This is a genomic window from Rugosimonospora acidiphila (genome assembly GCF_039543385.1).
Taxonomy (GTDB): domain Bacteria; phylum Actinomycetota; class Actinomycetes; order Mycobacteriales; family Micromonosporaceae; genus Rugosimonospora; species Rugosimonospora acidiphila.
Genome location: NZ_BAABJQ010000034.1, coordinates 15,914 through 36,752, shown reverse-complemented (window position 1 = coordinate 36,752; position 20,839 = coordinate 15,914). Strand labels below are relative to the sequence as shown.

The following is a 20,839-nucleotide window of genomic DNA, read 5'->3' as shown; positions in this document are numbered from 1 at the left end:
CGACGGTACGCTGCGCAGCGAGGCTCTCCATCATGGCCGGTGGGGCGTACGGCCGGGAGGTGCGCGTGACATCCAACCGACCGGCGAGCCCGCGCGATGGTCAGCCCGAGAGCCAGTCCTCTGACCTGTCGCCGACGGCCTGGGCGGTACTCGGCGCGATCGCCGAGGGGCCGACCCACGGGTTCGCGGTGGCGCAGTTGCTGGCCGTGGACGGTCCGCTGGGCCGGATCTGGACAGTTCCCCGGCCACTGGTCTACCGGGAGCTCGGCAAGCTGATCGAGCGGGGACTGGTCGATCAGCGGGCCACCGAGCGGGGCGGTCGCGGCCCGGCCCGCACCATCGTCGAGGCGAGCGCGGCCGGGCGCCGCGCGGTCGCGCGATGGCTGGCCGAGCCGGTGGAGCACGTGCGCGACGTCCGGTCGCTGTTCATGCTCAAGCTCGCGCTGCACGCGCGGGCCGGCACTGACGCCCGCGAACTGCTGCTCGCCCAGCGGCGGCGGCTGGAGCCGCAGTTGGTGTGGCTGGACGGACAGCGCGAACGCAGCGAGGGGTTCGACCGGACGCTGGCCATGTGGCGCGCCGCGTCCTGCCGGGCGGCACTGGAATTCGTCTACACGCTGCTCGCCGAAATCGGTTCAACGATCTGACCAACCGGGCTCCATTTCACAGCGACGACGCGGCCGGTAGTCAGCATGTGACTACTACGGTACCTTCCCCTCATGACGCCGTTGTCTCGCAATCATCGGGGCTTTTTTGTCTCTGGCCGGTTCCGCGGTGCCGCGGCGGCGACGCTGCTGGCGGGGGTAGTCGCGGTCGCCGGCTGCTCGTCCAATTCGTCGGACTCATCGAGTTCGTCGGCATCGACGCCGTCGGGCGCACCGTCGTCCGCCGGCATCCCGAAGGGTTCGGGGCCGGTCAACGTGCTGTACGCGGGCTCGCTGGTCGACCTGATGGAGAAGCAGATCGGTCCCGCGTTCAAGAGCGCGACCGGATACACGTTCACGGGATTCTCGGCCGGCTCGACCGCGCTGGCCACCCAGATCAAGGGCAAGGTTCATCCGGGCGACGTCTTCATCAGCGCCAGCCCGGCCGTCAACGATTCGCTGGAGGGCGCGTCCAACGGCAACTGGGTGTCCTGGTACGCCACGTACGCCTCGTCCCCGCTGGTGATCGGCTACAACCCGAACAGCAAGTTCGCCGCTGACCTGAAGTCCAAGCCGTGGTACCAGGTCATCACCGAGTCCGGGTTCAAGCTGGGCACCACCGACCCGGCGACCGACCCGAAGGGCAAGCTCGCGGCCCAGGCGCTGACCGCGACCGCGACGAGCCAGAGCCTGCCGGCGCTCAAGGCGCTGTCCACCGACAAGTCGGCCGTCTTCCCGGAGGAGACCCTGGTCGGCCGGCTGCAGTCCGGCCAGCTCGACGCCGGGTTCTTCTACTCCAGCGAGGCGGTCGCGGCGAAGATCCCGACGGTGCCGGTGACCGGCCAGGACCTCAAGGCCACGTACACGGTGACCGTGCTCAACCAGGCCCCGGACGAGGCGGGCGCGGAGGCGTTCGTCCAGTACCTGCTCGGGACCGACGGGATCAACGTGCTCAAGCAGGACGGGTTCGACCTGGTCACCCCGCCGACCGTCACCGGTAGCGGAGTGCCCACCAGCCTGAGCAGCGTTCTGTCCAGCCAGTGACTCATCGCGCGTCGCGCAGCCCGCTCACCTGGTTGGGCGGGCTGCTGGCGCTGTACCTGCTGGTCCCGATCGTCGCGTTCGTCGCCCGGTTCGCCGGCTCCGACGAGCGCGGCTTCCACGTGCCCGGGCTGTGGGACGCGCTGCGGGTGTCGCTGGAGAGCGCCACCATCTCCGCCGCCCTGATCGCGGCCTTCGGCATACCGCTGGCGAGCTGGCTGGCCCGCTCGCGTGGGCCGGTGGCGAAGGCGATCGGCGTGCTCGTCCAGTTGCCGTTGGCGATCCCGCCGGTGATGGCCGGCATCGTGCTCATCTACCTGGTCGGCCCGTACACCACCCTGGGCCAGTTCTTCGGCGGCCGGCTGACCGACTCGGTCGCCGGCGTGGTCATCGCGCAGACGTTCGTCTCCGCGCCGTTCCTGGTCATCGGTGCCCGGGAGGCGTTCGCCACCATCGACCCCGCGCTCGATGAGATCGCGGCCACCCTGGGACACCGGCCGCTCGCCCGGTTCTTTCTGATCAGCCTGCGCGTCGCCGGCCCCGGCATCCGGGCCGGCCTGTTGTTGACCTGGCTGCGTGCCATCGGCGAGTACGGGGCGACCGTGCTGCTGGCCTACCACCCGTACTCGCTGCCGGTCTTCACCTACGTGCGCTTCTCCGACACCGGCATCCCCGACACCCAGGCACCTACCGCGCTGGCGCTGGGCATCGCCGCGGTTCTCCTGGCGCTGAACGCGGTGCGGTGGCCGGCGCGGCTGCGCCGCCAGCACCTACTGCCGGAGCCGCGGGCCCCGCGCCCGGCCACCCCCACCACCCTCGACCTCGACCTCGACCTCACCGCCGGCAGCTTCCGGCTGCGGCTGAGCCACCGCGCCGCCAGCCACCGCGTGGCGATCCTCGGCCCCTCGGGATCGGGCAAGTCGATGACGCTGCGCGCCGCCGCCGGCCTGCTCGGCCCCGGCGCGGGCACGGTGCGCTACGGCGACGAGCCGGTCACCGGCGTGCCCACCGAGGCGCGGCACATCGGGTTCGTGCCGCAGAGTCTCAGCCTGCTGCCCGGCCGCACGGTGTGGCAGCAGCTGCTGTTCGGCACCGACGCCGACCCGAGGCTGGCCGCGTGGTGGCTGCGTACCCTGCGCCTGGACGGCCTGGACAACCGGCTGCCGCATCAGCTGTCGGGCGGCCAGCGCCAGCGGGTGAGCCTGGCGCAGGCGCTGACCCGGGAACCCCGGCTGGTGCTGCTGGACGAGCCGTTCTCCGCGCTCGACGCCCCGGTGCGCGAGGAGCTGCGCCGGGAGCTGCGGCGGCTGCAGCGCGACATGGGACTGTCCACAGTGCTGGTCACCCACGACCCGGAGGAGGCGGCGCTGCTGGCCGACGAGATCCTGGTCATCGACGACGGGCGGCTGCTGCAGGCCGGGCCGCGGGCCGAGGTGTACGCCCGGCCGGCCTCGCCACAGGTCGCCCGGCTGCTCGGGATACCCAACCTGCACCGCGGCACGGTCGCCGGGCCGTCGACGCTGTCGGTGGGGGAGGCCGTCATCGAGGTCGACGCCGGCGAGCTGCCGGTCGGCACCGACGTGCTGTGGTGCGTACGCCCCGAGCACGTCGCGGTGAACGCCTCCGGCGGGTACCCGGCCACGGTCGTCGACCACGCCGACGTCGGTACCAGCGTGGTGCTGTCCGTGGAGCTGGCCGGCGGGCCGGCGCTCACCGCCCGTAGCACCGCCGACCTCGCGCTCACCGTCGGCGACGGCTGCCGCATCCACCTCGACCCGGCCGCCATCACGCTGTGGCCACGATCGGACGGGGCGCCGGTGACAGCGGGCGCGGCAAGCTCGACGCCGCTGTAGCGCCGCGAACGACGGGTGCGGCGCCGTCAGGGCCGGGCCGGGCCAGCCGGTAGGGCCAGGCCGGCGAGTACGACGTCGACCGCGCGGTGCAGCGTGCTCGCCTTGGTGGGCATCGTGGCCGACGCCTGGGCGAGCCCGCGGACGAGGAGATAGACCTCGTCGACCGTGACCGAACGCCGCGCGACCCCGCTGTCCTGCGCGCGGCGCAGCACCCGCCTGACCTCGGTGCGCAGCAGCTCGGAGGCCGCGCTGGCGCTTTCCGGGAACTCGCCGCGCTCGCCGAGCAGCGAGGCCAGGGTCAGCTTCGTGCTGCCGGTCTCGATCATCGTGCGTACCAGGGTCCCGAGTGCCGTGGCCGGATCCGGGTCCTCGGCCAGTGCCCGCGCCTGGGTGGTGAGTTCGGCGAAGTGCCGCAGCAGGGCCGCCTCGATCAGCGCCTCCTTGGTGGGAAAGTGCCGGAAAACCGTGGCGATGCCGACCCCGGCGCGCCGGGCGACGTCCTCGGTCGACCCGGCGGCCCCGTGCTCGCCGAAGACCGCCTCGGCCGCCACCAGGATGCGCTCGCGGTTGAGCCGCGCGTCCTGCCGCACCCGATCCTCCCGTTTCTCGCGTCGATGCCGATGCCGATGCCGATGCCACTTTATCCGAAGTCGCGACTTCGCTACGCTAACCGAAGTCATCACTTCGTTTGATGGAGGACCCGTGACCGAACCAACCACGCCGGCCGAGGTGGTCCGTGCCGTCGCCGCCGGGGTAAGCCGGCTGGTCGCCGGCAATCTCGACGAGCAGGAGAGGCAGGTCCAGCTCGACCGGCTGGCGAACCTGTACGCCGAACAGACCGACGTGCGCCATCCGTTCTCGCCGGGCGGGGACGTGCCGCTGCGCACCCGGGCCGAGCTGCGGCAGCACTTCGCGCACGGGCCCGGCGGCACCCAGGGCGTCGAGCGGTTCGAGCCGGTCGAGACCGGGTTGCACCAGACCGACGACCCCGAGGTGGTCGTCTTCGAGTTCGGCTACGTCGGTTCGGCGGACGGCCGCGACTTCACGCTGCCGTGCGTGTTCGTCGTGCGGGTCCGGGACGGCGTCATCGTCGAGTCCCGCGACTACGCCGACCACGTGGCCGCCGCCCGCGCCTTCGGTCGGCTGCCCGAGCTCGCCTCGGCGCTGACCGCCGCGGCCGGTGCCTCCTGAGCTTCGTGCCGGCCTGCCCTTCGAGGCGCCCGGTGCGAGCACCACGTGGGGCTTCCACGCCACCTACAACGGCACCACCAACCCCGTCCCGACCATCACCTGCTCGGGGCCGAGCCAGGGCTCGTCCAGCGCCACTCTCTCCGGTCCGCGGCAGCCCCTGGGCGTCAACACGGCCGCCTGGGACACCGATTTCCTCGACGCGGCCATCCCGGGCGCGCTGTCGGCCGCCAACCGGTTCCAGGGCAGCGGGTCCGGCACCGGTGCCACGGTGTCCTGCGCCGCCACCTGAACGTCGGTACGTCCCCGGAGGCCGCCGCCGTGGTGAGCAGGCCTGGTACTCGCCCCGGCCCGCCCACACGCGTCATTCCTGGGCGGACGCGGAAGGTCCGCACGTCCAGCTACGCCGGGGGGCGTAGCTGGACGGACCGGCGGTCGACCGGGGGAGTAAACGACGTTACGCCCGCCGAGGGATGAGCCGATCCGTCCGACTCAATACGCTGGCCACGCCGGACGACACCGTGGCCAGGTCACGGGCGGTGCGCGACCGGCCACCGCGCCGGTCGCGGCGGCATCCACACCAGCGGGAGGCAGTCATATCTCTCGATACTCAAGTCATCGACAATCCGATCAGCGGTGAGCGGATCGTGATCCATGAGAACGTGTCCGGCCCCGGCCGGCTGGCGTGGGAACTCGTGCTCGCCCCCGGCGGCCGGGTGCCGAGCAGCCACGCGCACCCCGCCCAGGAGGAGCGCTTCACCGTGATCGAGGGCCGGATGCGGTTCCGGGTGGGCCTCCGGCCAATCGTCGCCGGAGCCGGCACCACGGTGGTGGTGCCGCCCGGAACCGTGCACAGCTTCGCCAACGCCGGCCCCGACCCGGCCCGGGTACTGGTCACCACCGACCCGGCGCTGGAGATGGCGGCGCTGCTGGAGACGGCGGCGGCGATGGCGCGGGAGCAGCACGCCGCCGGCCGCGCGCTGCCGCGCGTGCTCGACCTCGCCCTGTTCATGTGTGACTTCGAGCGCGAGGTCCGGGCGCCGTACCTGCCGGTCGCGCCGGTGCGGCTGGTCATGCGCACGCTCGCCCGGCTGGCCGGGGCGCTCGGCCGGGATTCGCGCTACCGCCGGCTGCGGCCCCGGTGAACGCGATCGAGGTTCGCGACCTGGTGAAGCGGTACCGGGGAGCGCGGGGCAACGCGCTGGACGGCGTGTCGTTCGACGTGCCGTACGGCGAGTTCTTCTGCCTGCTCGGCCGCAACGGCGCGGGAAAGACCACCACGGTGTCGATCCTCACCACGACGCTGCGGGCCAGCGGCGGCCGGGCCCTGGTGGCCGGCAACGACCTGGCGACCCGCCAGGCCGCGGTGCGCCGGGACATCGGGGTGGTGTTCCAGCAGCCGTCGCTCGACCTGAACCTGACCGCCGAGGAGAACGTCCGGCTGCACGCCGTGCTCTACGGCCTGTACCCGTGGCGTCCGGCGTACCGGATGATGCCCGCGGCCTACCGCCGGCAGGTACAGGAACTGGCCGGAATCCTTGGCGTGGCCGACGTTCTCGGCCGGCGGGTGCGCACCCTCTCCGGCGGTACGCGGCGCAGGCTGGAGATCGCCCGAGCGCTGACACACCGGCCGCGGGTGCTGTTCCTCGACGAGCCGACCGCGGGCCTCGACCCCGACGGCCGCCGCGACCTGTGGTCCTACCTCGAGCGGGTTCGCCGGCAGGATGGTACGACCATCTTTCTCACCACCCATTACCTGCAGGAGGCGGAGGCCGCCGACGCGGTGTGCGTGCTGAGCGCCGGCCGGGTCATCGAGCGGGGCCGCCCCGCCGACCTCAAGGCCCGCCATGCCCGGCCCGAACTCGTGCTCGACGCGGTCGACCGGGGCGCGCTGCGCCACGAACTGATGCGGATGGGCGTACCGGTCGGCTCGGCCGGCCCGGACGAGCCGGTGCGGGTCCCGCTCGTCGGGCGCAGCGCGGCCAGCATCGTGCGTGGCCTGGAGTCCGAGCTGACCCAGCTGCGCGTCGTGACGCCGACGCTGGAGGACACCTACCTGCTGCTGGTCGATCGGGCGGCGTCGTGAGGCCGGCACCGGTCGGTGGCACGCTGACCGCGGTCGCGGCCATCGCCCAGCGCGATCTCGTCAAGCTGATCCGCGACCGCCCGCGGATGGCCGTGAACCTCGCCTTCCCGATCCTGCTGATCGGCGGGCTCGGCAGCGTGTTGCAGTCCACCGTGGGCACGGTCACCGGGCTGGACTCCGTGACGCTCGCGTTCAGCGGCGTGCTGGCGGCGACGCTCTTCCAGTCCGCCTCGGCCGGCATGATTTCGATAGTCGAGGACCGGGAGAACGACTTCTCCCGTGAGCTGTTCATCGCGCCCGTGGCGCGGCTGGCGCTAGTCGGCGGAAAGATCGTGGGCGAGACCGCGGTGGCGTTGGTGCAGGGCGGGTGCGTCGTGGCGTTCGCCCTCGCGTTCGGGGTGCGGTTCGGCGCCGATCAGGTGGCCCGGATGGCACCGGCCTGCCTCGCCTGCTGCCTGCTCGGCGGCGCGTTCGGGTTGGCCACCGTCGCGCTGCTGCCCAACCAGCGCTCGGCGATGCAGGTCTTCCAGTTCCTCATCATCCCGCAGTACGTGCTGGGCGGGGTGCTGGTGCCGCTGCGCGGGCTGTCCGGGTACCTCGACGCGCTCGCGCGGGCGATGCCGCTGCGGTACGCGGTGGACCTGAACCGGGCCGCCCTCTACTCCGGCCGTTCGGGGTACGCGGCTGCCGTGCCCGGCGATCCGGTACTGGACGCCGCGGTGGTCGGTGGACTGTTCGTGGTGCTGCTGGTGGTCGGGGCACTGGCCTTCGAGTACCGGGAGCGCACCCGATGACCGCCGCCCTCACCGGGCCGCTCGCGCTCCCTCGCCCCGACGCGCCGGATTTCGCGGGCGCATCGAGCCCTGCGGGCACAGCGGATCCTGTCTGCGCGTCGGACCCGGCTGGCGAGCCGGGGCCGGTCGGCGAGCCCGACCACGGCGGCCGGGTGCCCGTGCCGTTGTTGTTTCTCGTCGCCGACACGGGCGGCGGTCACCGGGCCGCCGCGCGGGCGGTCGCGCAGGCGCTGCATCGCGACTATCCGGGAGCGTTCGCGCCGGTGCTGTGCGACCCGCTCGGCGGACCTCGCGCCCCGGCGCTGCTGCGGCGCGTCGCGGGACTCTACGGCCCGGCGATCCGCTGCGCGCCCTGGCTGTGGGGAGTGATCTACCATGGCTGCGATTCGCGCCCGGCGGTCCGGTTGCTGCGCGCGACGCTGCTGGCGTTGGCGGACCGTCCGGTCGTGGACGCCGTCGCCCGGCACAGGCCGGCGGCCGTCGTGTCGTTCCACCCGCTCACCGGCCCGGCGGCGGCGCGGGCCCGCGATGTCGCGGCGCCGCGCGTGCCGGTCGTCACGGTCGTCACCGATCTGGTCAACATTCACGCGTCCTGGCGACCCGCGCTCGCGACGCACGCACTCGGCGCCCGCGCGGTCCGGGGCACAAGCGGCGACCATCCCGCGCGGTGCGATCCCGCATCGGGTCGCGATGCGACGTTGGGTCGCGATGCGGCGTTGGGTTGTGGGGCCGGGTCGGGTTGCGATACCGGGTTGGGTTGTGAGGCCATGGCGGATAGGGGCGCGGGCGCCGACCGGATTGTCGTGCCGCCGACCGCGAGCCGGCTACCGTGGCCGCCCGGGAAGTCGTCGCCCCGGCGCGTGGACATCGGGCTCCCCGTGGCGGCCGAGTTCGCCGCCGGCCCGCCGCTGCCCCACGAGCGCCGAGCCCTGCGCCGGGCGCTGGGCCTGGACGAGCACAGATTCCTTGTCCTGCTCACCGGTGGCGGCGAGGGAGCCGGGGGCATCGGGCGGCGCGTGGCCGCGATCCTGCGGCAGTGCGACGACGTGGGTGTGGTCGCGCTGTGCGGCCGCAATCGCGGGCTGCGCGACAACCTCGCCGCGCTCGCGGCCCGGTCGGCGGGGCGGCTGATCGTGCGCGGGTTCGTCGAGAACATGGCGCAGTGGCTGCGCTGCGCCGACGTGGTGGTCGGTAAGGCGGGACCGGGGACCATCGCGGAGGCCGCCTGTTGCGGCACGCCGATGCTGCTGACCTCGCATCTGCCCGGTCAGGAGAGCGGAAACATCGAGGTCGTGGTGGGCGCCGGCGCGGGCCGGTACGTGCCGACGGTACGGCGGCTGGTGCGCGACCTCGACGTGCTGCGCCGGGATCCCGCGGCCATCGACGCGATGCGGGTCGCGGCCGCCGGCCTCGGCCGGCCCGGCGCCGCGGCCGACATCGCCGCGCTGCTCGCCGGGCTGGCACACGTCGAAATCCCGGCCGCGGCCGGCCGGACCGGAACCAGCCGGACCGGAACCAGCCGGACCGGAACCAGGCAGCGCCGGGGTGCGCGCGAGCGAGGCGAGGAGGAGCCGTGCGCGTCGGGCGAGCGGTGAGGAATGGTCCGGTGGCGGCGGCGCTCGCGGCCGGGTTGGTGGTGCCGGTGGCGGCGCAGGTGCGCATCCGCCGGCCCGTACGGCCGCTGACCGACCGGTGGTTGCGGCTGCCGGTCGAGCGTCGAGCCGAGACGAGGCTGGGCCTCAGTTTCCGGCCCCGGCAGGCCGAGGCGATGGGGCTCGATCCGGAGGCGAGCCTTCGGGAACTGCTGGCCCGCCCGTTCGAGGTCATCCGGTTCGGGGCGTACTGGAACCGGATCGAGCCGGCACCGGGTGAATTCCACCCGGACGAACTCGACCGGCATCTGGACGCGGCCGAGCGCGCTGGCAAGGACATCATCCTGTGCGTCGGAGCGGTGAAGGCGTTCGGATACCCCGAATTCTTCGTACCCGACCACCGCTTGGACGAGCCGCTGCGGGAGGGCAGGCTCGTCGAGCCCGGACCGCATCGCGCGTTGCTGGACGCGGCGACCGAGTTCATCACGCGGATCGTGCGGCGCTACCGCGACCGGTCGGCGATCGTCGCGTGGCAGGTCGAGCACGAGGCCGTGGACCCGCTCGGCATGGAACACTCGTGGCGGCTGTCGGCGGACTTCGTCGCCAGCGAGGTCGATGCCGTCCGCGCGGCGGACCCGGGCCGTCCGATCCTGATGAACGGCTTCCTGCCCACCTCGCTCCCCGTCGCGCTGCACCAGGGATGGCGCACTCGCGACCAGGGCGACTCGCTGTCGGTGGCGCAGCGGTTGGCCGACATCGTGGGCATCGACTTCTACCCCCGGCACGCCCTGATCGGTGCCGCCGGGCGGACGGTGTATCTGGACGGCAGCCGCACCCCGTGGCAGCAGCGCAGGCGGCGGAAACTGTTCGAGTGGGCCGCCGCTACCGGCAAACGGCTGATGGTCGCGGAGGGGCAGGCGGAGCCGTGGGAGACAGTGACCGAGCCGCCCCGCCCGCACGGTGAGGGAATGTACAGCTGCCTGCCCGAGCACGTGATAGCCAACTTCAACCAGTGCGTGCGCTGGAGCCGCGGGGCCGGCGCGGTGCTGTCGGCGTACCTGTTCTGGGGGGCCGAGTACTGGCTCGCTCGGAGTCGCGATGGTGACCGTCGGTATCTGGAGGCCGTCGACCGGGTACTCGACGAGTCGTAACCGGCAGGCATGTGAGCGTCACGGTTGGACCGGGCGGGCTCCCGTGCGCCGGTCGCGCGGCCATACCTCGTGCTTCCCTCATGTCGCAAATAACGGGCTCGCGCGTCCCGGCCGTAACCGACCGGGTTTCGCGGTGAGCAGTCTCACGATAATCGTCGTTTGGTTTGTCGCACGGCGATCCATCGGCCTAGCTTCGGGCGGTCCGCAACCGTGGACCACGTCGCCCGGTACGCCGAATCCTGCCGCCGGCCGACGCAACCGAATCCAACGGCAGGAGCGGGGGAACCAGGTTCTCCGGCGCGCGTCGCGCGTCTTGGGGTGAAGCCGCCTCGTTACTCCTAGTAGTTATTGAGCCCGTGAAGCGGGCTGGTGCCGGAGTCAACGGACACGGCGGCCGGGCATACCTCGGCCCGAACCCGACAGCTCACCTCGGAGGCGTGGAGGAGTTTGCCATGGCATTTTCCAAGCACAACGATCGCGGGCCCCGGGGACGTCGTGGCGGCGTCATCGCCGCGCTGGCGGTTTCCGGTGCGGCCGGTGCCCTCGCCCTGCTCGGCCCCGGTACGGCGGCCAGCGCCTCGCCGAGCGTGAACTGGGACGCGATCGCGAAGTGCGAGTCCGGTGGGAACTGGAGCATCAACACCGGAAACGGCTTCTACGGGGGTCTGCAGTTCTCGCAGGGCACCTGGGCCGGGTACGGCGGCACGCAGTACGCGGCCCGCGCGGACCTGGCCAGCCGTGAGCAGCAGATCGCCATCGCGGAGAAGGTGTTGGCCGGACAGGGGATCGGCGCATGGCCGGTCTGCGGCGCGCGGGGCGGTTCGTCGAGTTCGGGGTCGAGCTCCGCTTCGTCGACCACCGCGTCCTCGGGTGGTTCGTCCTCGGGCTCTTCGTCGTCGGGTGGTTCGTCTTCGGGTGGTTCGTCTTCGGGTGGTTCGTCGACGCACCACTCGTCGTCGGGCTCTTCGTCCTCGGGCGGTTCGACCTCCCGGGATTCGTCGGCGGGCGGTTCGTCGGCGGGCGGGGACTACACCGTCCAGTCCGGCGACACGCTGTCCGAGATCGCGCAGCAGCACGGGATCGAGGGCGGCTGGCGGACGCTGTACCAGAAGAATGAGGGCGTCATCGGTGGCGACCCGAACTTCATCCTTCCCGGCGAGCGGCTGGCGTTCTGAGGCGCTACCGGGCAGTGCGGAAGACGCACAACCGTAAGACGCACAACCGTAGGACGCACCAACCGTAGGACGCGCCAACCGTAAGACGCACCTACCGTTTTCGGGCGTCCGCCGTGGTTCGGCGGGCGCCCGAGCGGGAGCGCGTCCGATCCGCGTGAGCCGGCGGCCCGAATGTCCAGTGTGGACTTTCGTGCCGCTGCCGTCGCGGGCCCGGGTCGCCGAGAACCATCCGACCGGGGGACACCCACGGCGGGACGCGGGCGCGTCGTTGACTGGTAACTGGTCGGACTACCTATTATCGGCGGCATGAGTCTCACCCACATCCAACTGCTCTCCCTCCCGGTCACGGATCAGGATCGGGCCAGGGACTTCTACGTCGACACCCTCGGGTTCGACCTTGTCAACGACGACGCCACGATGCCGGGCCAGCGGTGGGTTCAGGTCCGGCCGAGCGGTGGGCAGACCTCGATCACGCTGGTGACCTGGTTCGACACGATGTCGGCCGGCAGCGCCAAGGGTCTGGTCATCGAGTCCGACGACCTGGACGGCGACGTCCAGACCCTCGTGGCGCGGGGAGTGATCATCGAGGGCGGCATCCAGCAGGCGCCGTGGGGACGCTTCGTCACCTTCGACGATCCCGACGGCAACGGCATAGTCCTGCAGTCCACCGCCGGCCGCTGAGGTCCCGGGCGACCCTCGACGAGTCGTGTTCAGGGGTCGCCCGACAGCCTGCCGGAGCCGCGCCGGCCGCGGATGGCGTCGGTGACCGCGACGCCCAGCAGGTTGATGGCGACCAGGACCGTCGCCAGTAGCGGCGGCACCGCGCACGCGACGACCGCCATCGGGATCAGCACTACCGCCCAGGCGACCCGGGAGCGGGAGTACCGGCGGAACATCTGGTACTCGAAGGTGATCCGGCCGACCAGGAACAGGGCCGGCCCGGCGAACAGCACCACCGCCCAGGCGGCCGGCGTCGTCCCGCCGGGCTGCCCGATCACGAGCTCGAAGCCGGTACCCAGGGCCACCACGCCGGCCACCGTGAGCACCTGTGTGTACGGCGCCCAACGCTCGACCCGTCCCGGGTTCTGGTCGATCACCGTCTCGAAACGCAGCCCGATCCGGAACACGTAGATCTGCCACAACAGCGCCGTGGCGGCGAACGCCGCGAGGAGGGCGGCGGTGCGGAGCCCGGAGAAGCCGGTCTGGCCGAACTTCAGGGCCGGCACCACGATCAGGTCGCCGAGGGTCAGGATCATGAATTGCTGGTACCGCTCGCCGAGGTGCCGGCCGGCCGTCTCGTACTGGGACAGGGGCACCCGGCCGAGCCGCGGCACCGGGTACCGGAGCGCGCCGATCAGGTACTCCAGGGCCAGGGCGAGCGCCCACAGTGCGCCGCGGGTGGTGGGGTGCGGCGACAGCGCGCCGAGGATCCACGCCGGGGTCGAGACGCCGAACCAGATCATGAATCGGGCGGCCCGGATCTGCGGGCCACCGCGCTGGAACGTGACCAGCGGCAGCCCCCGGCCGAGGTGGATGGTGACGTAGACGATGGCGAAGAACAGCCCGTGCGGTCCGAACGCAGCGGGGAGCGTGGCGGCCAGCAGGATGCTGCCCAACATGGTGCCGCCGAGAATGGCCTGGATCGGCCACCGCTCCGGGTCGTAGTAGTCCGTCACCAGCGTGGTGATCTGCCAGACCCACCACACGGCCAGCAGCGGCAGCAGTCCCTCGACGACCCCCGCCCAGGACAGCTTCCGGGCGAGGTCGATGGAGGTCAGCGCGAGCGCCGCGACGAAGACAAGGTCGAAGAACAGCTCCAGCAGGGTGGCCCGCTGGGGGCCGCCGGGCGTACGCGTGAGGGCCGGCGCGGTGGTCTCGGTCATCGATCAGCGCACCGGGTATCGGGCGAACGGGAGCGAACTGTCACATTCTCGCACAGCCGGCGGGCCGGCCACGCCGAGTTTCAGAAGCTCATTCCTCCGGCGCGGCCGCGAACGACCGGTAACCACCCACCTCGCGGGAGTCGATCAGGCCGTCCTCGATGGCCCGGGCGAGCAGCGCGAACGTGGTCGGTGCCGCCCGGCCGGCCTTGATGTATTTCATTCGGGCCCGGTCGATGTACTGCTTGACGGTGTTCTCCCCGATGCTCATCCGGCGGGCCACCGACGCCTTGGACATGCCCTGGAACCACAGGCGCAGCGCCTCCTGCTCCTGGCCGGACAGCTTGGGGCTGGCCGGCCGCTGGTCGGTGACCATGGCGCCGGCCACGCTGGGGGTCACGTACGGCCGGTCCGCGGCGACCGCCACCAGCGTCTCCACGCAGTGCTCCCGGCCCTCGTGCTTGGCCAGATAGGCGCACGCGCCGGCGTCCAGCACGGCGAGGATGGTGTCCGGATCGCTGTTCTGGGAGAAGACCACTATCCGGCGCCCGGCCGCGGTCAGCCCCTCGATCCGGTCGATGACCAGTCCCTGTCCGAGGTTGAGGTCGAGCAGCACCACGTCGCACGAGGCACCCGGCCCGTCGAGCGCCTCCTCGATGCTGCCGCCGGCGGCGATCACCTCGACGCGGCCCAGCGGATCGCTGGCGATCCAGGACTGGATCCCTTCCAGCACCACGGGATGGTCGTCGATTACCGTCACCCGTACTGTTGGCGCCTGACTCGCGGTCACCTCATCGCCCCTTCCATGCCTCAGGTCCATTCTGGACCGACCCGATGGCGTACGGTATCCGTCCGGGCGGTTCGACCGGATTGACGATTGTCGAGACGCCCCGGTTTGGGCCATAGTGTCAGTGTCAAGTGCGGGCGAACCGCCGACGCGTACCAGGAGGCTGTCGATGGCGACCGGGTTGACCTCGGCCAGTCCCGCCGCCCCGATCACGACCGGTCCGGCTCGGCGCGTCTGGCGCCGCGCGACGACCCGGACCAGTCCTCCCCGACCGCGCCGGTGGCCCGGGAGCGGGCTGCTGCCCACCTCCGTGCTGCCCAGCGGCCTGCTGCCGACCGCGTTGCTGCCCGGTGCCCAGGTGCCCGGGATGCCGGATACCGGCGGGGACCCCGCGCCCGGCCCCGACGCGGAGAGCCCGGCCAGCTACGCGATGCGCCGGATCGCGGCCTGGTTCGCCTGCGCGCTGCGCGACGCCGTCGCCGTGGTGGGCGGCGTCGCCGCGTTGGTGGGCGTGGCCCGGCCGGGGTCGCTGACCTGGGTGGTGCCGGCGGTGGCGGTCAACCTCTGCTGGGCCGGCCTGTTCACCTGGGTCGCGCTGACCCGCGGGCTGCGGGTGTGGCTGATCGTCATCGAGGTGCTGCTGACCACGGCGCTGTGTGTGCTGCACGGCCGGCTGACCGCCGAGGCGGCGCTGCCGGCCGGCGCCGGTTGGGTGACGGTGCTCGCCACGATGACCGTCATGGTGACGAACTTCGCGTGGCCGCTGCCGGCCGCCATCCCCGCGGGCCTGTTCGTGGTGGCCGGCTACCTGGTCGGCGCGGACCTGGCCAACCTGCCCGACCACGGCCTGGTGCAGGCGGCCATCCTGCTGGTGCAGGTGGCCCTCGCCGGGGTGCTGATGGCACTCATCCGGCGGGCCACCGGGCAGGCGGACCGGGCGCTGGCCGGGTACGAGCGGGTGCGCCGGGCCGCCGAGGTGGCCTCCACGCGGCGTGCCCACGAGCGCGAGGAGAACCGCCGGCTGCACGACACCGTGCTGGCCACGCTGACCATCGTGGGCACGGGCGCCATCGACCGGGGCTCGGCGACGCTGCGCGAACGGGCCATCGCCGACCTGGCCGTGATCGACGCGCTCGGCCGGGCGGCGCAGGCCGAGGCCGAACACGGCCGGCTCGATCAGCGGCTGCGCGAGGTCGCCGCGCGGGCGCCGGCCGGGCTCGACGTGGAGCTGAGCCTGCGGCCCTGCGTGGTGCCCGGAGACGTCGCCGAGGCGTTCGCCGGGGCCGCCGGTCAGGCGCTGGCCAACGTCGCGCGGCACGCCGGGGTGAGCACGGCGGCGGTGCGACTGTCCTATCGCGGCGACGAGATCCTGGTCGAGGTCACCGACGCCGGGCGCGGGTTCGACCCGGACCGGGTGCCGGCCCACCGGTACGGCGTGCGGGAGGCGATCCAAGGCCGGATGCGGGCGGTGGGCGGGGACGCGGCGATAGTCTCGGCTCCCGGCCGCGGCACCAGCGTGGCGTTGAGTTGGACCACGGCGCCCTGGAACACGGTGGGGTGGCACACGGCGCCCTCGATGGCGGAGCCGGACGGTGGCTCGGATGGCTGACGAACCCGCGGAACTCGTCGACCGGGGCTACACCCGGGGCACCGCGATCGCCGTGGTGGTGATCGTCGGGCTGTGGCACAGCGGCAACGACCTGTTCACCACCCTGGCCAACTGGTCGAGCTACCGGTGGCCGTACCTGGTCGCCGGCTGCTGGCTGGTCTTCGCCGCGCTGATCGTCGTCTGCGCCTGGTATCTGCTGCGCCGCGACGCGCGCATCCCGCTGCGCTGGCTGGTGCTGGGCATCCTGCTGGCCGACTCGCTGGCGGTCGACCTGTGCAACCCCGGCCAGGTCCTGGTCCAGTCCAACTGGGCGTGGGGAGCGGTGGGCTGGCTGGTGCTCATCGTGTACTGGCGGCGCCCGATCCGGGGAATGGCGGGCTTTCTCGCGCTCAACGCCGCGATGACGCTGGCGGTGCTGGTACCCGACGGGGAGTTCGGCCGGGTAGGGGTGTCCCGGTGGATGATGATCGTGGTCGGTACCGGCGCGCTGCAGCTGGGCCTGTCCGGCGCCGTACGGGCGCTGCGCACCGCCGCCGGGTGGGCCGCCCGCGCCTCGGCCGCCCAGGCCGCCACCGTGACCCGGCGAGCGGCCGCCGACGAGCTGCACCTGGCCCGCCGCCAGCGGTACGAGGTGCTGCGCCAGGGCGCGGCCGACGTGTTGGCCGAACTCGGTTACGGTGCCGACCCGACGAACCTGCGCATGCAGCACCGCTGCGCGGCGGAGGCGGCCCGGCTGCGCCGGCTGGTGGTGGAGACCGACGACATCTCCGACCCGCTCACCCACGAGCTGCGCGCCTGCGCGGACATCGCCGAGCGCAAGGGCGTGATCGTCGACCTCGCCACCGCCGGTCGGGTGCCGGCGCTGCCGGTGCAGGTGCGCCGCGCGCTGACCGAGGCGCCCATCGCGGTGCTGGCCGCGGCCCGCAGCGAGGCCCGGATCACGGTGACCGTGGGCGGTGGCCTGGTGGCGGTCGGGGTGGTGGCCGACACTCAGCTGGAATTCGACGCGATTCCCGAGGCGGGCGCCGTGGCACCCGCGGACGGGGCGGCCGAGGTCGAGTCCTTCCGGGACGGCGACCGCCTGTGGGTTCAGGCGAGCGTGCGCATCGATCCAGATCCGTCACCGGCGGCCGCGGCCTGATCCGCGCGTGCCCGGCCCGCCGCGTCGGGCCGGCGACCCGTTGCGCAGCACCGTTTTTGTCGGGCAGCCGACTCCGGCGGATTCGCGCCGGTCAACGTGACACCGTTTGGGGGTCATGACCCGGACGCCGCCGCCCACGAGACTTGTCCACATGGAGCACTCCGAGGTCTGGCAGGGTGGGTCGCGGCGGGTCGCCTGCCGCAGCGACCGCCGGTGGTGGGCGGCCGCCTCCGCGCCGCTGTACGACCGCTTCTGGACCGAGCCGCTGAGCGCGCGGCTGGCCGAGAAGATCGTCGAGCTTTCCGGGCCGGCCGGCCGCCGGGTGCTGCTGGCGGGCGCGGCGCTGCCGGCGCTGGCCGACGCGCTGGCCGAGGCCGGCCATCGGGTCGTGGCGCTGGGTCCGCAGCCGCCTTCGGCCGCGACGCCGGGTCCCGCGGCGTCGCGGCCGGTGACGGCCCGCCGGGTGGGGGCCCGGCGGGCGATCACCTGGCTGGGCGGGGAGATCGAGGACCTGCCGCTGCTGGAGCGCAGCGTCGACCTGGTGGTCGCGGTGAACTTCGTGTACGCCCAGGCCCGGCCGGCGGTCGCCGCCATGCGGCTGGCCGGCCTGCTCGCCGCCGGCGGCCGGTTGATCTGCACGGGCCCGGGGGAGCGCGCCGGCGGGTTCGGGGTGGCCCGCGCGGAGCGGCGGATCGGCCGGGGGTGGGGCACGGTCTGCGCCCACACGGCCGGCCGGCTCACCGTCGAGGCGCTGGACGCGCTGACCGCCAACCGTCGCGGCCGCAGCCTGGCGCTGGCGATGCGGGCCGCGGCCGACGCCTACAAGCTTGATGTCCACTGGGTCGAGGTGCCGCAGGCGAAGCAGACGCTGGCCATCCTCGACCGGACACCGGCGTTGACGCCGGGGCTGCCCGGCCTCCCCGTCACGGAGCAGCCCGCCGGACGCGGATGGGTCACCGCCGGCGATTGATCGGCGGTGACCCATTCGCCGCGTTGGCGCGGCTGGTGACCTATTCGCCGCGGGGGCGGCGCGTCAGTCCTTGACGATCTCGATCTGGAGTTCGGTCACGCCCTGGTCGGCCTGGTCCGGGGAGTACTCCAGGTAGACCTCCCGGTGGTAGCCGACCGGGCGGTACCCGTTGTCCTCGATCCACCGGGCCAGGGTCTGGATGCTGGCCATCACGTCGTCCATCGGGCCGTGATGCACGATGGTCGCCGCGGCCGGGATCGCCGGCAGGTCGACGACCGTGAAGCCGGTGCCGGTGCCCGGGCCGGACGTCACCGGAATCCCGGCGTGCACGGTGACCGGCTCGCCGTCCCCGGTCCCGCCCGGAGCCGGCTCGTAGTAGGCGATCGCCGGGCCGGTCGGCGCCACGCCGGCCGCCGCCAGGCGCTGGTGCAGTTCCGGGTACATCGGCGTGATGACCGGCCCGATGTGTTCGGGGCCGTACCCGGCGGCGGTGGCGGACAGCTCCGCGACGCGGACCGGGGGGACCTGCTTGAGTACGACGTCCTCGGTGTTCATGCGCCCCTCTCTCTCGATCATCCGGAGCCTCGCCTCCACCCCGACCAGCCTGGCCGCGTCGGCCTCCAGCTGGGCCTCGAGCTGAGCCCGGCGCAGCCGCAGCATGCCCCGTAGCTCGGCTACGTCGACCCGGTCGTCCAGGATCGCCTGGACCTGCTGCAGCGTGAAGCCGAGATCCTTCAGCGCGATGACGCGGTTGAGCCGGCGCAACTGGTCGGCGTCGTAGCGCCGATACCCGTTGACGGGATCGACCACCACCGGGACCAGCAGCCCGATCGCGTCGTAGTGGCGCAGCATGCGGACCGATACCCGGCCCAGCCTGGCGAAGTCTCCGATACTGAACATGGCAGGTCCCACCCTGGCGTCTCACACCGTGTCATGGTCAAGCTCATCCTGCCCGCCGATCCGCGCCGGCGCCGACCGGCGGGTGCGCGCCGGACAATTCGTCAAGGCGGACAGCTCGTCGAGGCGGTGGAGGGCCTCCTCGACCGTGCCGGCCGCGGCCGGTAGCAGGGGTGGCCGGACCGCGGCGGTCGGGAGGTGGCCCCGGGCGTGCAGGACGGCCTTGATCACCGTTGGGTTGGGCTCCGCGAACAGCGCGGTCGACAGGGTGGCGAGCCGGCGCCCCAGCGGCCGCGCCGTGGCCACGTCACCCTCGTGCCAGGCCCGGATCAGCGCGGCGAACTCGGTGGTGGCCAAATGCGCTGAGGCGAGGATGCCGCCCTGGGCGCCCAGGGCGAGCAGCGGCGCGATGAACGGGTCGTCGCCGCCGAGCAGGGCGAATCCGGCCGGCGGGTCGGCGAACAGCGCGACGGTGTCGGCGTTGATCCCGCCCGGCGCGTACTTCAGCCCCACCACGCCCGGTACGGCCGCCAGCCGGCGCAGCGTACCGGCGGACAGGTACTGGCCGGTGCGGTACGGGACGTCGTACGCGACCAGCGGCACCGGGCTGGCCGAGGCGAGCCGGGCGAAGTGGGCGAGCACCGCGTCCTGCCCGGGACGGGTGAACGGCGGCACCACGCACAGTGCCGCCGCCACCTCGGGCCGCCCGGCCAGCGCCGCCAGCTCCTCCGGGGTGTTCGCGCCGACCAGCAGCGGTGCGCCGCGCTCGCGGCAGACCCGCGCCGCCAGGTCCACCACCAGGCGCCGCTCCGGGCCGTCGAGGGCACCCGGCTCTCCCGTGGTGCCGAGGGCCACCAGTCCGGTGGCCCCGTCGTCCAGCAGCCGGTGGGCGAGGGGTTCCAGCGCGGTCGGGGCCACCGCCCCGGTGGAGTCGAAGGGGGTGATCAGCGGAACGTACAGGCCGGTGAGCGTCATGACTCCAGGCTGCCCGGCCGGATTGTGAAGCACCAGTTCACGTTCCTTGACATGACCGTAAGCTGAGCTGATGCTCGACGTCCGGCGCCTGCGACTGCTGCGGGACCTGGCGCACCTCGGCACCATCGCCGCGGTCGCCCGGGCCCACGCGTACACCCCGTCCGCCGTGTCCCAACAACTCGCCGCGCTGCAGCGGGAGGCGGGCGTGCCGCTGCTGGAGCACACCGGGCGGCGGGTGGGGCTCACCAGTGCCGGGGCGGCCCTGGTGGCGCACGCCGAGGCGGTACTGGCCGCGCTGGAGGCCGCGGACGCGTCGCTGGCCGCCGCGCGCGCCGGGCTGTCGGGGACCGTGCGCATCGGCGCGTTCCCCAGCGCCGTACGCACCCTGCTGCCGCCGGCGTTGGTGGCGCTGGGCCGCGAACACCCGGCGCTGGACCTCATGGTCACCGAACTCGATCCGGTGGCCATGCCCGCCGCCCTGCGCGACCAGCGGCTCGACGTGGCGCTGACGCACGACTACGACGTGGTGCCCGGCCAGCCGGAGGATGCCGTGGACTCGGTGCCGCTGCTGGAGGAGACGGTGTTTCTCGCCGTGCCCGCCGACGGCGGTGGCGGCGAGGACGAGGGCGGCGGCGAGGGCGACCCGATTCGCGGTGCCCGAGACGCCGCGTGGATCGTGGGCAGCCCCGGCACGCTGTGCCACACCGTCGCCGTACGGGCCTGCCGGGCGGCCGGCTTCACGCCCCGGGTGCGCCACCACGCCGACGACTTCACCGCCGTACTGGCGCTGGTCGCGGCCGGGCAGGGGGTGGCGATCGTGCCGCGGCTGGGCGCCGCGCAGCCCCCGTCCGGGGTGCGGCTCCTGCCGCTGCCGGCCCGCCGGCGCACCCGGATCGCGTACCGGCGGGGCTCCGGCACGCACCCCGCGGTGGCCGCCTGCGTCGCCGCGCTGCGCGCCTCCACCGAGGCGTACCTGCGCGGGCGCCCGGGCGCGCGGCCGCATTGACAGCGACCTTGGTGCGGCGCAAAATTTTGATCACTATCGATCCCCGTGTC

General features: G+C 73.1%; 21 protein-coding genes and 1 riboswitch. Of the genes, 16 read left to right on the top strand and 5 right to left on the bottom strand.

The window, feature by feature from the left end; all coding sequences use genetic code 11:
- Nucleotides 1-65 precede the first annotated feature (65 nt).
- The 3 genes from ABEA87_RS36210 to ABEA87_RS36200 all read left to right on the top strand — a co-directional run bounded on the left by ABEA87_RS36210 (nucleotide 66) and on the right by ABEA87_RS36200 (nucleotide 3,538).
- A complete protein-coding gene (locus ABEA87_RS36210; RefSeq protein ID WP_345637551.1) occupies nucleotides 66-647 on the top strand; it encodes a PadR family transcriptional regulator in 582 nt (193 codons plus the stop codon).
- Nucleotides 648-719: 72 nt separating this feature from the next.
- Entirely contained in the window at nucleotides 720-1,688 is a 969-nt protein-coding gene (locus ABEA87_RS36205) for an extracellular solute-binding protein (RefSeq protein WP_345637550.1), read from the top strand.
- Nucleotides 1,685-3,538, top strand: coding sequence for an ATP-binding cassette domain-containing protein (locus tag ABEA87_RS36200; protein ID WP_345637548.1), 1,854 nt, complete (start codon nucleotides 1,685-1,687; stop codon nucleotides 3,536-3,538). Before ABEA87_RS36205 ends, ABEA87_RS36200 begins: the two co-directional genes overlap by 4 nt.
- 26 nt (nucleotides 3,539-3,564) lie before the next feature.
- Here ABEA87_RS36200 and ABEA87_RS36195 read toward each other — a convergent pair whose 3' ends face one another.
- Entirely contained in the window at nucleotides 3,565-4,128 is a 564-nt protein-coding gene (locus tag ABEA87_RS36195) for a TetR/AcrR family transcriptional regulator (RefSeq protein ID WP_345637546.1), read from the bottom strand.
- Between the two features lie 112 nt (nucleotides 4,129-4,240).
- Here ABEA87_RS36195 and ABEA87_RS36190 point away from each other — a divergent pair, with 112 nt between their 5' ends.
- The 9 genes from ABEA87_RS36190 (at nucleotide 4,241) to ABEA87_RS36150 (ending at nucleotide 12,205) form a co-directional block, all read left to right on the top strand.
- The gene (locus ABEA87_RS36190) at nucleotides 4,241-4,729 is read left to right on the top strand and encodes a nuclear transport factor 2 family protein (RefSeq protein WP_345637544.1); all 489 of its coding nucleotides are present in this window, start codon (nucleotides 4,241-4,243) and stop codon (nucleotides 4,727-4,729) included.
- Entirely contained in the window at nucleotides 4,719-5,018 is a 300-nt protein-coding gene (locus ABEA87_RS36185) for a hypothetical protein (RefSeq protein WP_345637542.1), read from the top strand. The genes ABEA87_RS36190 and ABEA87_RS36185 overlap by 11 nt, the downstream gene beginning before the upstream one ends.
- A 355-nt stretch (nucleotides 5,019-5,373) precedes the next feature.
- Nucleotides 5,374-5,871, top strand: a complete 498-nt coding sequence (locus ABEA87_RS36180; RefSeq protein ID WP_345637540.1) for a cupin domain-containing protein — start codon at nucleotides 5,374-5,376, stop codon at nucleotides 5,869-5,871.
- Complete coding sequence (locus ABEA87_RS36175; protein WP_345637538.1) at nucleotides 5,868-6,812, top strand: ABC transporter ATP-binding protein; 945 nt, start codon at nucleotides 5,868-5,870, stop codon at nucleotides 6,810-6,812. Before ABEA87_RS36180 ends, ABEA87_RS36175 begins: the two co-directional genes overlap by 4 nt.
- Nucleotides 6,809-7,606: an ABC transporter permease gene (locus ABEA87_RS36170; protein ID WP_345637536.1), complete on the top strand. Its 798-nt coding sequence runs from the start codon at nucleotides 6,809-6,811 to the stop codon at nucleotides 7,604-7,606. The genes ABEA87_RS36175 and ABEA87_RS36170 overlap by 4 nt, the downstream gene beginning before the upstream one ends.
- Before the next feature lie 152 nt (nucleotides 7,607-7,758).
- Complete coding sequence (locus ABEA87_RS36165) at nucleotides 7,759-9,201, top strand: glycosyltransferase (RefSeq protein WP_345637534.1); 1,443 nt, start codon at nucleotides 7,759-7,761, stop codon at nucleotides 9,199-9,201.
- Entirely contained in the window at nucleotides 9,180-10,349 is a 1,170-nt protein-coding gene (locus ABEA87_RS36160) for a beta-galactosidase (RefSeq protein ID WP_345637532.1), read from the top strand. Before ABEA87_RS36165 ends, ABEA87_RS36160 begins: the two co-directional genes overlap by 22 nt.
- A 246-nt stretch (nucleotides 10,350-10,595) precedes the next feature.
- A riboswitch (cyclic di-AMP (ydaO/yuaA leader) is annotated at nucleotides 10,596-10,802 on the top strand.
- Entirely contained in the window at nucleotides 10,802-11,524 is a 723-nt protein-coding gene (locus ABEA87_RS36155) for a LysM peptidoglycan-binding domain-containing protein (protein ID WP_345637530.1), read from the top strand. It overlaps the preceding riboswitch by 1 nt.
- A 306-nt stretch (nucleotides 11,525-11,830) precedes the next feature.
- The gene (locus ABEA87_RS36150) at nucleotides 11,831-12,205 is read left to right on the top strand and encodes a VOC family protein (protein ID WP_345637528.1); all 375 of its coding nucleotides are present in this window, start codon (nucleotides 11,831-11,833) and stop codon (nucleotides 12,203-12,205) included.
- Between the two features lie 29 nt (nucleotides 12,206-12,234).
- Here ABEA87_RS36150 and ABEA87_RS36145 read toward each other — a convergent pair whose 3' ends face one another.
- Together ABEA87_RS36145 and ABEA87_RS36140 are read right to left on the bottom strand one after the other, a co-directional pair.
- Nucleotides 12,235-13,407, bottom strand: coding sequence for a low temperature requirement protein A (locus tag ABEA87_RS36145; protein ID WP_345637526.1), 1,173 nt, complete (start codon nucleotides 13,405-13,407; stop codon nucleotides 12,235-12,237).
- Between the two features lie 88 nt (nucleotides 13,408-13,495).
- Nucleotides 13,496-14,224: a response regulator transcription factor gene (locus tag ABEA87_RS36140; protein WP_345637524.1), complete on the bottom strand. Its 729-nt coding sequence runs from the start codon at nucleotides 14,222-14,224 to the stop codon at nucleotides 13,496-13,498.
- 136 nt (nucleotides 14,225-14,360) lie between these two features.
- On the opposite strand from ABEA87_RS36140, the gene ABEA87_RS36135 reads away from it, so the two are divergent.
- The 3 genes from ABEA87_RS36135 to ABEA87_RS36125 all read left to right on the top strand — a co-directional run bounded on the left by ABEA87_RS36135 (nucleotide 14,361) and on the right by ABEA87_RS36125 (nucleotide 17,911).
- Nucleotides 14,361-15,800: an ATP-binding protein gene (locus ABEA87_RS36135; protein WP_345637521.1), complete on the top strand. Its 1,440-nt coding sequence runs from the start codon at nucleotides 14,361-14,363 to the stop codon at nucleotides 15,798-15,800.
- Entirely contained in the window at nucleotides 15,793-16,941 is a 1,149-nt protein-coding gene (locus tag ABEA87_RS36130) for a hypothetical protein (protein ID WP_345637518.1), read from the top strand. The genes ABEA87_RS36135 and ABEA87_RS36130 overlap by 8 nt, the downstream gene beginning before the upstream one ends.
- A gap of 151 nt (nucleotides 16,942-17,092) precedes the next feature.
- Nucleotides 17,093-17,911, top strand: coding sequence for a methyltransferase domain-containing protein (locus ABEA87_RS36125; protein ID WP_345637516.1), 819 nt, complete (start codon nucleotides 17,093-17,095; stop codon nucleotides 17,909-17,911).
- A gap of 63 nt (nucleotides 17,912-17,974) precedes the next feature.
- Here the strand turns inward: ABEA87_RS36125 and ABEA87_RS36120 are convergent, their stop codons facing one another.
- Entirely contained in the window at nucleotides 17,975-18,811 is an 837-nt protein-coding gene (locus ABEA87_RS36120; RefSeq protein ID WP_345637514.1) for a MerR family transcriptional regulator, read from the bottom strand.
- Between the two features lie 21 nt (nucleotides 18,812-18,832).
- Complete coding sequence (locus tag ABEA87_RS36115) at nucleotides 18,833-19,783, bottom strand: dihydrodipicolinate synthase family protein (protein WP_345637512.1); 951 nt, start codon at nucleotides 19,781-19,783, stop codon at nucleotides 18,833-18,835.
- A gap of 70 nt (nucleotides 19,784-19,853) precedes the next feature.
- Between ABEA87_RS36115 and ABEA87_RS36110 the strand changes: the two genes are divergently transcribed.
- On the top strand, nucleotides 19,854-20,789 hold the full coding sequence (locus tag ABEA87_RS36110; protein WP_345637510.1) for a LysR family transcriptional regulator: 936 nt from the start codon (nucleotides 19,854-19,856) through the stop codon (nucleotides 20,787-20,789).
- Nucleotides 20,790-20,839 lie beyond the last annotated feature (50 nt).

Excerpts from the sequence above, each read along its gene's own strand:
- ABEA87_RS36205 (WP_345637550.1), top strand. The coding sequence starts at position 720 with ATGACGCCGTTGTCTCGCAATCATCGGGGCTTTTTTGTCTCTGGCCGG.
- ABEA87_RS36155 (WP_345637530.1), top strand. The coding sequence starts at position 10,802 with ATGGCATTTTCCAAGCACAACGATCGCGGGCCCCGGGGACGTCGTGGC.
- ABEA87_RS36150 (WP_345637528.1), top strand. The coding sequence starts at position 11,831 with ATGAGTCTCACCCACATCCAACTGCTCTCCCTCCCGGTCACGGATCAG.
- ABEA87_RS36145 (WP_345637526.1), bottom strand. The coding sequence starts at position 13,407 with ATGACCGAGACCACCGCGCCGGCCCTCACGCGTACGCCCGGCGGCCCC.
- ABEA87_RS36140 (WP_345637524.1), bottom strand. The coding sequence starts at position 14,224 with ATGGACCTGAGGCATGGAAGGGGCGATGAGGTGACCGCGAGTCAGGCG.
- ABEA87_RS36135 (WP_345637521.1), top strand. The coding sequence starts at position 14,361 with ATGGCGACCGGGTTGACCTCGGCCAGTCCCGCCGCCCCGATCACGACC.
- ABEA87_RS36130 (WP_345637518.1), top strand. The coding sequence starts at position 15,793 with ATGGCTGACGAACCCGCGGAACTCGTCGACCGGGGCTACACCCGGGGC.
- ABEA87_RS36125 (WP_345637516.1), top strand. The coding sequence starts at position 17,093 with ATGGAGCACTCCGAGGTCTGGCAGGGTGGGTCGCGGCGGGTCGCCTGC.
- ABEA87_RS36120 (WP_345637514.1), bottom strand. The coding sequence starts at position 18,811 with ATGTTCAGTATCGGAGACTTCGCCAGGCTGGGCCGGGTATCGGTCCGC.
- ABEA87_RS36115 (WP_345637512.1), bottom strand. The coding sequence starts at position 19,783 with ATGACGCTCACCGGCCTGTACGTTCCGCTGATCACCCCCTTCGACTCC.
- ABEA87_RS36110 (WP_345637510.1), top strand. The coding sequence starts at position 19,854 with ATGCTCGACGTCCGGCGCCTGCGACTGCTGCGGGACCTGGCGCACCTC.